The sequence below is a fragment of the Hymenobacter guriensis genome (assembly GCF_015773195.1).
Lineage (GTDB): Bacteria > Bacteroidota > Bacteroidia > Cytophagales > Hymenobacteraceae > Hymenobacter > Hymenobacter guriensis.
Window position 1 is genome coordinate 280,238 of record NZ_JADWYK010000001.1, and the last position, 13,739, is coordinate 293,976.

A 13,739-nucleotide genomic window follows, 5' to 3' on the forward strand; every position below is an offset into this window, starting at 1 on the left:
ACCTAACTGCGGCGGCAAGAACTTTCCTATTCCTGTACTTTGGGTGAAGTTCCCTTTCTGTGTCGTTTGCTATGGCCGCCTCTGCCCCCAGCCCGGTTTCTTTTCCTGCCAACCTTGCCGAAGCGCACCAGCGCATTCAGGAGCTGGAGCGGGCCCTGGAGCAAGCATCGTCGGTAGCCAGCATTCCGGCCCAGAATCCTAACCCTATCTTCCGGCTCGATCTGACGGGTCAGGTAATCTACCGCAACAAGGCCGCCGAAGCGCTGGAGCAACTACTCAGTCTCGAGGAGCAGCAGCACCTACTGTCGGCCACAAGCCACCTGACGGCTGCGGCTATTGCCCAGGAGGCATCGCAACAGGTGGTTCTGGCAGTAGCGCGGGGCCACTTTGCGGCTTACGTGGTGCCGTTTGTGCAGGAGGGTTTCGCCAACGTCTATCTCGTAAACATTACGGCGCGGGTGCAGGCCGAACAGGAAATGCAGCGGGCCAAGGAAGAAGCCGAAGCCGCCGTGAAGGCCCGGGAAAACTTCCTGGCCAACATGAGCCACGAAATTCGCACGCCCATGAACGGGGTGCTGGGCATGGCCTCCCAGCTGGGCAAAACCCGCCTCGACAGCCGCCAGCAAGAGCTGCTGGGCATCATCCGCACCTCGGGCCAGCACCTGCTCAGCATTATCAATGATGTGCTGGACATGGCCAAAATCACTTCGGGCAAGCTGGAGCTGGAGCAAACCGCCTTCAACCTTTGTGACTCCTTTGCGCAGGCCCTGCAGCCGCTCGTGCACCAGGCCACGGAGAAAGGCATTATTGTGGCCGGTACGCCGCTGCGCAACTCCTGCTCCTACCCCTGGGTGCTTGGCGACCCGTACCGCCTCAACCAGATTCTGCTCAACCTGGTCAGCAACGCCATCAAGTTCACCGAGCCGGGCGGCCGCATCATCGTCATTGCCCGCGAAATAGCCAGTACCGACGACACACTCACGGTGGAAGTGACGGTAGAAGACACCGGCATCGGCATCGCGCCGGAGCAGCAGGCCCGCATTTTCGAGGGCTTCACCCAGGCCTATGCCGATACCACCCGCCGCTTTGGCGGCACGGGGCTGGGCCTGAGCATTTCGCGGGCGCTGGTAGAGCAGCTGGGCGGCACGCTACGGCTGAAAAGCGAAGTGGGCAAAGGCAGCACGTTTTCCTTTACCCTGCCCCTGCCCCGGGCCCAGGGTTCGCCCCAAGCCGCGGAGCCGGCCGTACTGGACCAGGGGGCGTTGCGTGGACGGCGGGTGCTGCTATTTGAAGACAACGAAATCAACCGGGAAGTGGCCCGACTGCTGCTGGAAGAATGGGGTATGCACGTAGATGAGGCCGAAAACGGGCCGCTGGGCCTGGAGTTGCTGCAGCAAAACAGCTACGACATCATCCTGATGGACATTCAGATGCCGGGCATGAGCGGGCTGGAGGCTACCGCCATTATCCGGCAGCTACCCGACGCCACCAAAGCGCAGCTGCCTATTATGGCCCTCACGGCCAACGCCTTCCGGGCCGACAACGACCGGTACCTGGCCGCCGGCATGGATGCCTGCCTAACCAAGCCGTTCGAGGAAGCCAAGCTCTACCACCAGCTGGAGCTGCTCATCAGCAAGCAGAGGCCCTCCGCCGCCCCTGCCTACAACCTTGATAAGCTGCGCGCCCTGGCCCACGGCCGCGAAACTTTCGTGGTGAAAATCATTCGCTCGTTTCTGACAAATATGCCCGTCAGCTTAGCCCAGCTGGAAACCGCCGCCACCGCCGGCGACTGGCAGCAGGTAGCCGCGCTGGTACACCACATCAAGCCCAACCTGGAGGCGCTGGGCGTGCCCGACATTGCCGAGGCTGTGCAGCTGCTGCAGCAGGCCGACGCCGATGCGGAGCCGGCCCGCCACGCCGCCATGGCACGCCTGGGAGCCCAGCTGCGCCGGGCACTGCAGCAGCTGCCCCGGGAGCTACCCGCAGAGTAAGCCAAACGCCCGGCACGGCGCCTACAGACCGCGCAGTTTCTTGAAAAAGTCGTCCTGGTACGATTTGCCTACCGGCACCTCATAGCTGCCGAGCTTGAGCATATTGTCCTCAATGGCCTCGATGCGGCGCGTATTCACCACATAGCTACGATGAACCCGCGCAAAGTGCGCGAAGGGCAGCCGCTCGGCAATAGCCTTGAGCGTGAGGTACACAATGTGCTTCTGGGTTTTGGTCACCAGCACGGAGTACGTCGATAAGGCTTCGATGTAAAGCACGTCCTCAAAATCAAGGCGCACCATGCGCGAACCCACTTTCACGAACAGCTCCGAGCCCTGGGGCTCTACCAGGCCACCGTCGGGGGCGCTGGCGGCTTGTTCGGTAAGGCGGCGCAGCTCCAGCACGCGGGCTACGGCTTGGCTGAAGCGGGCCAGGTCCACAGGCTTTACCAGATAGTCAGCCACCTGTAGCTCGAAGGCATCCACGGCAAAGTCGCGGTGGCTCGTAACGACTACTATAGCAGGTGGCGGCTTGGGCAGCAGGCGAGCCAGCTCCAGCCCCGAGAGGTGGGGCATCTCAATGTCCAGCAGCAGCAAATCGGCACGGTTGCCCTGGCTGAAGTACTGAAGAGCTTCTACACTGCCCGGCAGGGAGGCCGCCAGCGTGAGCGTGGGCGTGAGCTCCACCATATGCTCCAGCGTGAGGCGGTTGATTTCATTGTCATCGACGATGACGCAGGTAAGCGGTAAGACAGGGGGCATGCAAACAGGTGTGGTAAGAGAGGGCAGGGAGGGCAAATGGCCGGAGCACAGACGTTGTGCTATTGGAAAGCATAGTTGTATGCTGCGCCGGTTACTGACGAAGGTAAGTGAGCCGCAAAAAACTCAACCGTAGATTCGGTGAAGCGCCCATACTGCCCGACAAGCTGCCGGGAACTGCCGCCCGAAAAGCCCGAATTCCATTCGGATAGAAAAAGTAGCCATTCGCACAGGGCAGCAGGCGGTTGAGACAAAAGCCCGGCACAGCGCTCCGGGCCGCTCTAAGTTTACATCGTCTTCCAGCTCAAACAGCACTCACACACCAGCTTGTCTTCTCTCTTCGCCATGAAAAAGCTCTACACTCTCGCTCTCGCATTGTTTCTCCTGAGTGGTTCGGCTATGGCGGCCGGCTCGGGCACTGGCCAGCAGAAAGGTCTGCAGGACAAAGAGTTTGTGGCCCCGGCCGCCTACTCGCACCAGGTGAGCAACCGGGCGCTGCAGGTAACGGCCTATTTCTCGGATGTGCTGCGCCTTTCCCACGCGCAGGCCATAGCCGTGCAGAAGGCTACACTGGCCAAGCTACAGCAGCTTGAGCAAGCCGGTGAGCAGCCGGAGGTTATGCCGCTGCTGGCTGATGATGAAACGCTGCTGGCCCTGCCCGGCATTGCCCAAACCATGCACCAGTACGACGCGGCCATGCTCCGCATTCTCACCCCCGGCCAATACAGCGCCTTCCGCTTTCTGGAGGAGCGCCAGCCTGCCGCCGATTTCCTTGCCCTCGGCAGCGCCCAATAGCCGTTTTCCCATTCGACTCGCCTGTTTTTCTACGCTCCTGCTATGCAACTCCTCCGCACCCTCGCTCTCACTGCCTGCATTCTGTCATTGGCTTTGTCTAGTACTATGGCGGCTGATGGCCCTGGCACCTCAGCTACACCCGTCGTGACCGGCCACAGCACGCTCCGGCACTTCACACGCGGGCTGCTGCGCCGCGCCCTGCAGCCCCTGAAGCGTACTGCCCCGGCCGCAGTCTACTACGAAGCGCCTACCCTTCTGACGGGCATCGTGGTGGGCACCGATGGGATGCCGCTGGCTGGCGCGGTGGTATGGGCCGTAGGCAGCCAGGAACAAGTGCGCACCAATTCCAAAGGAGACTTTGCCCTCACGCTGCCTACCAGCGGGCCGGTTTCGCTGAGCTGCGCTTCCCGCGGCTGCACCCAGCAAACCATGCAGCTGAACACCGGTAGCCAGCCCAACGGCGTGCACTTTGCCCTGCGCGCCGCAACTACCCAGGAATAGCCGCTGTTTCTTCTACATACCTTCTTGCAACGAGCAAAGCCGGCGTGGTATCACGCCGGCTTTGCTCGTTGCAGGGTTTAAGGCGCATTGTGGAGCAGGAGCAGACGCCAGTAGTAACGGACCTGCTAATACCTATACAATCTGCTGTATTTCTGATTTTTATTCCATGAAAACCCAAGCTAGGAGAGCCGAACGGCTGTATGCAGGCCAACATGCCTGATAGGTCAGCGTATGCAGGATCTGTGTTGAAGCTTGTTGGCTGTATACTCGTCTTTTCCCGCTTCTCTTGCTATGCCCTCCAAAAAACAGTCTGCCCATAGTCCACGTTCCTGCCCCTATCCTACCGGAAAGCTGCTGCTCATTGGCGGGCACGAAGACAAAGGCCAGTCGCCGGAGCCTTCCGATGAATCGGCGCTGAACGAGAACTTTGCACCCGAAATCATCCTGCAGCGCCTGGCCGATGAAATTGGCAAACGCGGTCCGCTCGTGGTAATTCCTACGGCCTCGGGTGAGCCCCGCAACTCGGCTCACGACTATCAACGGGTATTTAAGAAGCTGCACAGACCGACTATAGAAGTGCTTGACATCCGCACGCGGGCCGAGGCCAACGACGAAGATAATCTTAAGCTGCTGGACCAGGCCGGCGGCGTCCTCTTCACGGGTGGCGACCAGCTGCGGCTTACGGCTCTGTTGGGCGGTACCGCGCTGCAGCAGCACCTGCGGGCCCGCTATGCCCACGATGCCCTAATCATTGCCGGCACCAGCGCCGGGGCTACTGCTATGTCGACGCCCATGATCTACCAGGGCCGCGACGACGCGGGTTTTCTGAAGGGCGAAATCCACATCACCACGGGCCTGGAACTGCTGCACGATGTAGCCGTGGATACGCATTTTATTGCCCGGGGACGCATGGTACGAATGGCGCAGATCCTGGCCACTAATCCGGCTTGCATTGGCCTGGGGCTGGAAGAAGATACCGCCGTGCTGGTGACGGAGGGCCGGGAGCTGGAAGTACTGGGCAGCGGCTTGGCGGTTATCCTGGATGCGCGGGCTTGCAGCTCCACCAATATTCACGAAATAGCGCCCAATACGCCTTTTACCATGCGCGGTATCCAGCTGCACCTGCTGGCCAGCGGCGAGCGGTACACCCTGCCTACTGCGCCCCGACTATACGCCTGAGCTGCCCCGGAGCACGCGGGTTAGGTGAGGGCCGTTTGGTGTTCGGCGCCCATCAGCCGGGGCTGATACGTAACCGGGCCCAGCAGCCAGGCTTTTCCGCTGGCTTGCATCCGAATAAGCGAGTACGTTTTGCTGCCACCCGAAACCTCGTCCTGCACGTGCACCATGAGTTTGCCTGAAGCCAGCGCCTGACGTAGCACGGTGGCCGTGATGGGGTTGGCCTGGTTTACCAGTGAGCAGCTTCCACTGGCTAGTGGCGTAGCGGCCGACAAGTCATCCGAGGTTTCCAGACATACACCTTTAGGGAGTGCCCCCGCTTTATGCCCGGGGCCGTTGCGGGGCAGCGCCCACTGTGCCACGCAGCGGCGGCGAAAAAACAACGCAAACTGTACCAGCGCGCCGCTGTGCGGGCAGCCGTACCAGGCATAGCGTAATGGCGACATCAGCAGAAGGAATACGGGTGGAAAAGACACAGACACAACAGCCCCGAAGAAATCCTTCGGGGCTGCAATTGCACGACCTTGGCAGCAGTCCTAGCGCGTGCCGGCGGCTCTAGCAGCGGCCGGCTGGGTGCGGCTGGCCTGGCCACCTTTGCGGCCGGCGGCCCGTGCTTCTTCCGACGTCCACTGGTGGCCGCGGCCACTCAGGTGGGATGCCCGGCCGCCTTCACTGGCAATACGGCGCTGGGTTTCGGGGTCCATGGAGGCAAAGCCCCGCATGCTGGTTTTCTTGGCGGCCGGAGCGGCAGCCGAGGTGGTTTTGCGGGTAGCTGGAGCCGTTCCGCCGCGCTGGGTGTTTTGGGTTAGTGCCATGGGACTAAGCGAGGTAGATGATTGGTTTAACTTGCCCTATGCTACGCTATTGGCGGGGTTTGTCGTTGCTCTCTGACCCATTAAAAACGCCGAATCCAGCCAAATTACCAACTTATCCGGAGCTTACTGACGGGGTTTATACGGAGGCTTCGCGAAAGACCCGTACTGTTGAGCTCAGCCCTGCTGCCTTGGCGTTGGGTCGTGTTACCCAGAGCTTGCCTGGCACTTGGGCTCCTATTGTTCATGCTGAGTTTCGCAGCCGTTTGAGGCCGCCCGCTGCAGCTCCAGGCGAGTGGCTTGGTCCGTTTTCAGCCCTAACTGCTACGCGCCACTTCGCGACCATGTTAGCTCGTCCGTATTTCCCGCTCCGGGTTTTTCAGGAATAAATACCGATTAACCCGTATAATTTTCTGTTATAACGCCCGAAAAATGACCGTATACCAATTGAAAATCCGGCCGCACCTCCGCTGCCGTTTCCTTCTCCTTTTATGCGCACGTTTCGCTTTCCTCTTCTTTCCGCGGCGCTGCTGGGCGCCCTGCTTTCCTTCAGTGCCTGCGGCTCAGGCGACCCGCAGAACTCCTCGGATGCCCGCACGGCCGATCTGGACGGTAACGGCAGCGCCGACATCAATGGCAGTGACGGCGTCTCGACCGACTCTACAGGTATGACTGCCGAGGCCGGAGCCGGCACCCTGGAGAACCAGTCAGCCGGGACGGGCGGCTCCACCGGGGCCGGCAATACAGCCGCTGATGCCGGTGCTTCTGCCGGTAGCAGCAACTCCGGCGGCTCCGTTGAAACCACTACGCCCGCTTCCGGCAACCGCTAGGTTTTCGTGTTTCTCACTTACAGTTAGCTTTCTATGTCAGCTACCGCCAACCGCGCCAACACGCCGGCCCTTTTCCCGGTAGTAACCGGGCTTTGGGGCCTGCGCAACGTTTTTGCCAATCTGTACTATGTACAAACCAGCCCTACGGCCTGGGTGCTCGTGGATGCGGGCCTGCCAGGTTCCGGGTCCAGGGTTGAACAGGAGGCCGCCCAACTATTCGGGCCAGATACCCCGCCAACCGCCATTCTGCTCACGCACGGCCACTTCGACCATGTAGGCGCCCTGCCTCATCTGCTAAAGCGCTGGCCCGAAGTGCCAGTGTACGCCCACACCCTGGAACTGCCCTACCTGACCGGCCGCTCGGCCTACCCTCCACCCGATCCTACCGTGGGCGGCGGGGCCATGGCGGCTATGTCGTTTCTGTATCCCAAACAGCCGCTTGATTTGGGTTCCCGTGTGCATCCGCTGCCCGCCGATGGCACCGTGCCCCACCTCCCCGGCTGGCGCTGGGTGGCTACGCCCGGCCATACCGCCGGTCACGTTTCCTTTTTTCAAGAAGAAAGCCGTGTGCTGCTGGCCGGCGACGCTTTTGTGACGGTAAAGGCCGAGTCGGGCACGGCTACGCTCACCCAGCAGCAGGAAGTACACGGCCCCCCGGCTTACTTCACGCCCGACTGGCCGCAGGCCGCCCGCTCAGTGCGTCTGCTGGCCGCCCTGCAGCCCACGGTAGCCGCTACGGGCCATGGTATTCCGATGCGGGGCCAGGAGTTGCGCAGTGAGCTGGCTGAGCTGGCTGAGCACTTCGAGCAGCAGGCAGTGCCCCGGCACGGCCGCTACGTAGGCCAGCCGGCCCAGGCCGATGAAACAGGCGTGACGTATGTGCCCCCGCGTAATCTGCGCGTGGACCCTCTCTGGGTTGCCGGGCTGGGCGTGGCCGGCGGCTTGCTGTGGCTACTCAGCCGGCGGCGCCGGTAGAGTGGTAGCACGGCATTAGTTTGCCGTTGGCCTACTTACCGTCGGCACTTCATTTATATCCAATGATTAAGGCCCGTCCTTAAAGTCTGCGGCGCCACTGCCAACATACCCGGCAGTGGCGCCTTTTCTTGCCCGGGCGTTGTATATTTGATTGGTGTGGCCGGTCCCGTTTTCCCGCGCCGCTGCTTTCTGCTTGTATACACAAAGAATATCTGGTTGGCTCAGCGGGCTGTTGCTGGCCGTTGCGGTGCTGTTGCTCAGCAGCTGCAGCCGTCAGGCACCGGCCCCACGCTACCGCATTGGCTTTTCGCAGTGCAGCACCAACGGGCCGTGGCGCCAGGCCATGCTGGCGGGCATGGAGCGGGAGCTGAGCTTCCATCCCGAGGTGGCGCTGCGGATGCTGAACGCCAACGACAACAGCCAGGTGCAGCAGCAGCAGATCCGGCAGCTGCTGCGCGAGGGCGTGGACTTGCTTATCGTGTCGCCCTACGAAGCCGGGCCGGTGACCCCGGCCGTGGAGGAAGCCATTGCCCAGGGCGTGCCCGTGGTGCTACTCGACCGGCGCACGGCTTCTGCCCGCTACACAGCCTATGTAGGTGGCAACAACCTGGAAATAGGCAAGACGGCGGCCCGCTACGCGGCGAGCCTGCTCCGGCAGCGCGGCTACGTAGCTGAGGTACTGGGTACGCCTGGCTCCTCGGCCACCGCCGAGCGGCACCAGGGATTTGTACAGGCCCTGGCGGCTTACCCCAGCATCCGCTCCGTGGGCCAGGTAGAAGGCGACTGGACCGTAAATACCGTGAAACCGGCTTTGCGCACGTTGCTCAAGGCTCACCCGGAAGTTTCCCTGCTGTTTGCTCACAACGATGGGATGGCGCGCGGGGCCGCCGAAGTGTGCCGGGAGCTTGGGCGGGAGCGGCAAATTAAAATCATTGGGGTCGATGGCCTTGCCGGGGCCAATGAAGGCCTTGACCTGGTGCGGCGTGGCTTGCTGGATGCCTCCATTCTGTACGCTCCCGGCGGCGAGGAAGCCATGCGCACGGCCCTGAGCATCCTGCGCCGCCAGCCCTACCGCCGCGAAAACACGCTCGGCACCCTCGTTATTGACTCGACCAACGTGCGCACCCTGCAGCAGCAAACCGATAAAATGGCCAGCCAGCAGCAGGATATCCTACGCCAGCAGGGGCTATTGCAGTCGTTGCGGGCCACGTATGCCAGCCAGCGCACAGTTTTGTACGGGCTGCTGGCCACCCTGCTGGGAGCCATTTTGCTGGGCGGCGTGGCCTGGCGCTCAGCGCGTAAAAACCGGCAGATAAATCAGCAGCTTGCCCGGCAGAACGCCGAAATTGACGCTATCAATCATCAGCTGGTCAGCCAGAACGAGGAAATACGGCAGCAGCGCAACCAGCTCGAAACCCTTGCCGCGCAGGCCCGCACCGATACGGAGGCCAAGCTGCGCTTCTTCACCAATTTTTCCCACGAGCTGCGCACCCCACTCACCCTCATCCTGGGGCCCGTAGAGGAATTACTCACCAGCTCCTCCGACCTCACGTCCACCCAGCGCCACGACCTGGGACTTGTGCGCCGCAACACGCAACGACTGCTGCAGCTGGTTAATCAGCTGCTCGATTTCCGCAAGATTGAAGTAGGCAAAATGGCCGTGCGCGCCACAGAGGGCAACCTCGTGACCTTTGTGCGCGAAATTGTGGATGCCTTCGAGCGGCCGGCCCGCCAACGAAGCGTGGAGCTACGCTTTCAGGCCCCGGAGGCCGAGCTGAAAGGCTGGTTTGATGGCAATATCCTCGACAAGGTCTTCTTCAACCTGCTTTCCAATGCCCTGAAGTTCACGCCCGATCAGGGCGTTATCACTATCAGCGTGGAGGCTACCCCTGATGGCCGCCACCTGTGCGTGAGCGTGGCCGACACCGGCCGGGGTATCAGCGACCAGGACCGGGCCCACATCTTTGAGTGGTTTTATCAGGGCGACCAGAGTGCTGTGGCCAAGGGTTCGGGCATGGGGCTGGCGCTGGCCCAGGGTCTCACGCGCCTGCATCAGGGCCAGCTAACATTCAGTAGTCAGCCGGGACAAGGCAGCACGTTTGTCGTAACCCTGCCCCGGGAGCTGCCCGAAGCGCTACGCTCGACTGAGCCGGTCAGTCCCACGGTTTTTGCCCTGGATGAGCCGGAGTCGCTGCCCGAACTGGCATCCCCAGACCCGACGACCAGCCCGGAAAGCGGGCTGGATACGCTGGTGCTGGTGATTGAGGACAATCCCGAAGTCAATAGCTTCCTGGCCCGCAAGCTGCGGCCTCACTTTCGGGTGCAGACGGCCACCGACGGGGCCAGCGGCCTGCGCATGGCCACCGACCTCATTCCCGACCTGGTAGTGTGCGACGTGATGATGCCTGGCCTGAGCGGACTGGAAGTAGTAGCCCAGCTGAAGGCCGACTGGCGCACCTCGCACATTCCGGTGGTGCTGCTCACGGCTCGTAATGCCCCCGAGCAGCAGGTGGAGGGCGTGCAGGCCGGGGCCGATGTGTACCTGACCAAGCCCTTCAACCCGGCCTTTCTGCTGGAAAGCGTACGGACCCTCCTGGGCAACCGCGCCCGTCAGCGGGAGCATTTCCGCCGGGAGCTGCTGGTGGATATGGAGGCCACGCCCGCCTCCGACCCCGACCAGAAATTCCTCACCGACCTGACGGCCGTGGTGGAGGCGCAGCTGGCCCAACCCACCCTGAACGTGGAAGACGTGGCCCGCGGCCTGGGCATCTCGCGCATGCAGCTCTACCGCAAAATAAAAGCGGTACTGGGCACCGGCGTATCCGATTTCATTCAGGGCCGGCGCTTGGCCAAAGCCCGGGAGCTGCTGGTAGATGACACGCTCAGCATTACCGATGTGGCCTACGAGCTGGGATTCTCCTCGCCCTCCTACTTCTCCACTTCCTTTAAAGCCCGCTACCAGATTTCCCCTTCGGAGTTCCGGGCGCTACACAGCACTCCGCACGCTTAAAGCACAACATTTCTGCAAGAAATTCGAAACCAGGCTCGCTGTGGAGCCTGGTTTTTTGCTTTTAACGCTCACATAAGCAATGGCTTGCAAAAAAATTCCTCTCAATTGCTTTTTGAAATGAATATGCAAGTCATTCTCCGGTAGTATGCGGAACTTCGTGGCGGGCAGTTTGGAAAAAGGATGCTTCCGCCATTTCCTTACTTCCCCGAATCCGGTTTTTCAGACAGCTGGCCTTTGCAGGCCACGCCCAGATTTTGAAAACCGCTAATGCCTTGCTTCCCTACCCCGCCCTTTCCCGCATGCTTCGCTTTCCTTCCCTTGCCACGGCCCTACTCCTGGGGCTGAGTCTGACTACCGGCTGCCAGCGCCCATCCACGGGCACTGCCAAATCGGTGGAGTTCTGGCTGACCAACCCGGATAAGTCGGCGCTGTTTCAGCGGCAGGCCGCGCCGCTGGGCTTCGGCTCGGAGGCGGCCACGCCGACTACCCCGGTTATTGAGGTAGACGAGCAGCAAACGTTTCAGCCCATCGACGGATTCGGCTACTGCCTCACGGGCGGCAGTGCCCAACTGCTGCACGCCATGAGCCCGGCTGCCCGCAAAACCCTATTGCAGGAGCTGTTTGGTACAGCGGGCACCAGCATTGGGGTGAGTTACCTGCGCCTGAGCATCGGCGCCTCCGATCTGGATGCGCAGGTGTTCAGCTACGACGACCTGCCCGCTGGCCAGACCGACCCCACGCTCAGCAAGTTCAGCCTTGCCCCCGACCGGGAGCACCTGCTGCCCGTACTCAAGGAAATCCTGGCTATCAACCCCAGCCTCAAGCTGATGGGCTCACCCTGGTCGCCGCCGCCGTGGATGAAAACCAACGAAAGCTCCAAGGGTGGCTCCCTGAAGCCGGAGTTTTATCCGGCTTACGCCCAGTATTTCGTGAAGTACATCCAAGGCATGAAAGCCGAGGGCGTGCGCATCGACGCCATTACCATCCAGAATGAGCCCTTGCACCCCGGCAACAACCCCAGCCTGCTGATGCTGGAGGAGCAGCAGGCGGAGTTTATCAAGAAGCACCTGGGCCCGGCGTTTAAGGCGGCGAAAATCGACACCAAGATTATTGTGTACGACCACAACGCCGACCGGCCCGACTACCCCATCAGCATCCTCAACGACCCCGAAGCCAAGCAGTACGTGGATGGCTCGGCCTTTCACCTCTACGGCGGCCCCATCGAAGCCTTGAGCAAAGTGCACGACGCCCACCCCGACAAGAATCTGTACTTCACGGAGCAGTGGGTGGGCTCGAAAAGCAACTTCGCCGAAAACGTGCCCTGGCACGTGCGCACCCTCATCATTGGAGCCACGCGCAACTGGGCGCGCACGGTGCTGGAGTGGAACCTGGCCGCCGACCCCCAGCAGAACCCGCACACGCCCGGTGGCTGCACCGAGTGCCGGGGCGCCCTCACGTTGGACGGCGACAAAGTGACGCGCGAAGATGCTTACTACATCATTGCCCACGCCAGCAAGTTTGCCCGGCCCGGCTCGGTGCGCATTGCCTCCACCACGCCCGAGAAGCTGCCCAACGTGGCTTTCCGGGCCCCAGGCGGCCAGCGGGTGCTGGTAGTGCAGAACGACAACGCCAGCCCGCAAACCTTTGCGGTGCGCCATCAGGGCCGTGTGTTTTCCTCCACGCTGGGCGCCGGCGCAGTGGGCACTTACGTGTGGTAATCATTTCACATCCTCATTATCTTTTTCACCTTCACCCTTTCACCTTCACCCTTTTACTAATTCCCATGAAAAAAATCTTTACTCTTTCTGCAGTTGCCGCCCTGATGGCCACCTCCCTGGGTGCTCAGGCACAGTTTAACGTAAATGGCACGCTCGATGCCAATGAAGTGGGTACCGGCGAAGGCAAGTACCAGTTGGTAGGCACCTATACCGGAGCCCACTCCATAACTGACCGGGGCCTGAAAGCCCTGTACGTGGGCACCACGGCTACCACCCTGAACGTGATGGTGGTGGCCTCTTCCGAAATCGATGGCTACAACTCGCTGGTGTTTTACCTGGACACGCCTAACAAGACGGGCATCGCGGCCAACACCCAGCTGCCCGGCAGCACTAACGGCGGCAACGATGGCCGGGAGTCTTTGCGGCAGCGCCCGACCCTGGATATGGAAGTGGATTATGCCTTCCGCTGCACCACTTCACCCTTTCGGAATGAAAATAATGCCATCTACCTCAGCCGGGTAGATTACACCAAAACTCCCTACGACGAAGTGGGGATGGGCGCCGGCAGAAAAGACGGCACGCTGACCACGGATGGCAATGACCCTGGTAAAGCGAATACGGCCTACCAGACCAGCGCCACGGGCAGCGTAGCCGCCAATACCACTACGGGCTGGGAATTCGAAATCCAGCTGTCGGCCATCGGCGGTGCGCTGCCCGTGGGCAGCAACCTCCACATGATGGTGGCTTACATTGATGACTTCAAAAGCTTCAACTCCGATGTGCTGCCGACGATTACAGGCCAGACCACTGCCCTGGGCATCAACCCCGACTTCACGGCTATTCCCGGCAAGCAGTTCTATACCTACCAGGTAGGCACGGGCGTACTGGCCAGCCGCTCGGCTACGGCAGCCCTCAAGGCCGCGCTGTACCCAAACCCGGTAGCCGCCAGCAGCCGCCTCGCCTACAACGTGCCCAGCCAGGCGCGGGTACAGGTGTCCGTGTATAATGCCCTCGGTCAGAAAGTCCTGAACCTGCTCTCCGCTACGCAGGCGCCGGGCGCGCAGTCGGTGGCTTTGGCGCCACTCCGCCAGCTCCGGCAGGGTGCTTACACGGTCACGCTCCAAGTAGGCTCTCAGCTGAGCACGCACCGCGTGCTGGTTGATTAGTACAGTAGC

The 13,739-nt window shown here is 61.5% G+C and carries 12 protein-coding genes; 9 read left to right on the forward strand and 3 right to left on the reverse strand.

What is annotated here, in order from left to right:
- Nucleotides 1-71 precede the first annotated feature (71 nt).
- Nucleotides 72-1,991: an ATP-binding protein gene (locus tag I5L79_RS01170; RefSeq protein WP_196953183.1), complete on the forward strand. Its 1,920-nt coding sequence runs from the start codon at nucleotides 72-74 to the stop codon at nucleotides 1,989-1,991.
- A gap of 21 nt (nucleotides 1,992-2,012) precedes the next feature.
- On the opposite strand, the gene I5L79_RS01175 is transcribed toward I5L79_RS01170, so the two are convergent.
- The gene (locus I5L79_RS01175; protein WP_196953184.1) at nucleotides 2,013-2,750 is read right to left on the reverse strand and encodes a LytR/AlgR family response regulator transcription factor; all 738 of its coding nucleotides are present in this window, start codon (nucleotides 2,748-2,750) and stop codon (nucleotides 2,013-2,015) included.
- 342 nt (nucleotides 2,751-3,092) lie between these two features.
- Between I5L79_RS01175 and I5L79_RS01180 the strand changes: the two genes are divergently transcribed.
- The 3 genes from I5L79_RS01180 (at nucleotide 3,093) to I5L79_RS01190 (ending at nucleotide 5,222) form a co-directional block, all read left to right on the forward strand.
- A complete protein-coding gene (locus I5L79_RS01180; protein ID WP_196953185.1) occupies nucleotides 3,093-3,542 on the forward strand; it encodes a hypothetical protein in 450 nt (149 codons plus the stop codon).
- 42 nt (nucleotides 3,543-3,584) lie between these two features.
- A complete protein-coding gene (locus I5L79_RS01185; RefSeq protein ID WP_196953186.1) occupies nucleotides 3,585-4,043 on the forward strand; it encodes a carboxypeptidase-like regulatory domain-containing protein in 459 nt (152 codons plus the stop codon).
- Nucleotides 4,044-4,334: 291 nt separating this feature from the next.
- Entirely contained in the window at nucleotides 4,335-5,222 is an 888-nt protein-coding gene (locus I5L79_RS01190; RefSeq protein WP_196953187.1) for a cyanophycinase, read from the forward strand.
- 20 nt (nucleotides 5,223-5,242) lie between these two features.
- Here the strand turns inward: I5L79_RS01190 and I5L79_RS01195 are convergent, their stop codons facing one another.
- Both I5L79_RS01195 and I5L79_RS01200 read right to left on the reverse strand, forming a co-directional pair.
- Nucleotides 5,243-5,665 (reverse strand): hypothetical protein, encoded by a 423-nt coding sequence (locus I5L79_RS01195; protein WP_196953188.1) that lies wholly within the window; start codon nucleotides 5,663-5,665, stop codon nucleotides 5,243-5,245.
- Between the two features lie 90 nt (nucleotides 5,666-5,755).
- On the reverse strand, nucleotides 5,756-6,034 hold the full coding sequence (locus I5L79_RS01200; RefSeq protein ID WP_196953189.1) for a KGG domain-containing protein: 279 nt from the start codon (nucleotides 6,032-6,034) through the stop codon (nucleotides 5,756-5,758).
- 488 nt (nucleotides 6,035-6,522) lie between these two features.
- Between I5L79_RS01200 and I5L79_RS01205 the strand changes: the two genes are divergently transcribed.
- From I5L79_RS01205 to I5L79_RS01225, 5 genes are all read left to right on the forward strand, one after another.
- Nucleotides 6,523-6,861, forward strand: a complete 339-nt coding sequence (locus tag I5L79_RS01205; protein WP_196953190.1) for a hypothetical protein — start codon at nucleotides 6,523-6,525, stop codon at nucleotides 6,859-6,861.
- Between the two features lie 33 nt (nucleotides 6,862-6,894).
- Nucleotides 6,895-7,836, forward strand: coding sequence for an MBL fold metallo-hydrolase (locus tag I5L79_RS01210; RefSeq protein WP_231402657.1), 942 nt, complete (start codon nucleotides 6,895-6,897; stop codon nucleotides 7,834-7,836).
- A gap of 193 nt (nucleotides 7,837-8,029) precedes the next feature.
- On the forward strand, nucleotides 8,030-10,846 hold the full coding sequence (locus I5L79_RS01215) for a substrate-binding domain-containing protein (RefSeq protein ID WP_231402659.1): 2,817 nt from the start codon (nucleotides 8,030-8,032) through the stop codon (nucleotides 10,844-10,846).
- Nucleotides 10,847-11,145: 299 nt separating this feature from the next.
- A complete protein-coding gene (locus I5L79_RS01220; protein ID WP_196953192.1) occupies nucleotides 11,146-12,564 on the forward strand; it encodes a glycoside hydrolase family 30 protein in 1,419 nt (472 codons plus the stop codon).
- Nucleotides 12,565-12,629: 65 nt separating this feature from the next.
- Nucleotides 12,630-13,730 carry a T9SS type A sorting domain-containing protein gene (locus I5L79_RS01225; protein ID WP_196953193.1) on the forward strand — a complete coding sequence of 367 codons (1,101 nt, stop codon included), beginning with the start codon at nucleotides 12,630-12,632 and terminating at the stop codon, nucleotides 13,728-13,730.
- Nucleotides 13,731-13,739: the final 9 nt, after the last annotated feature.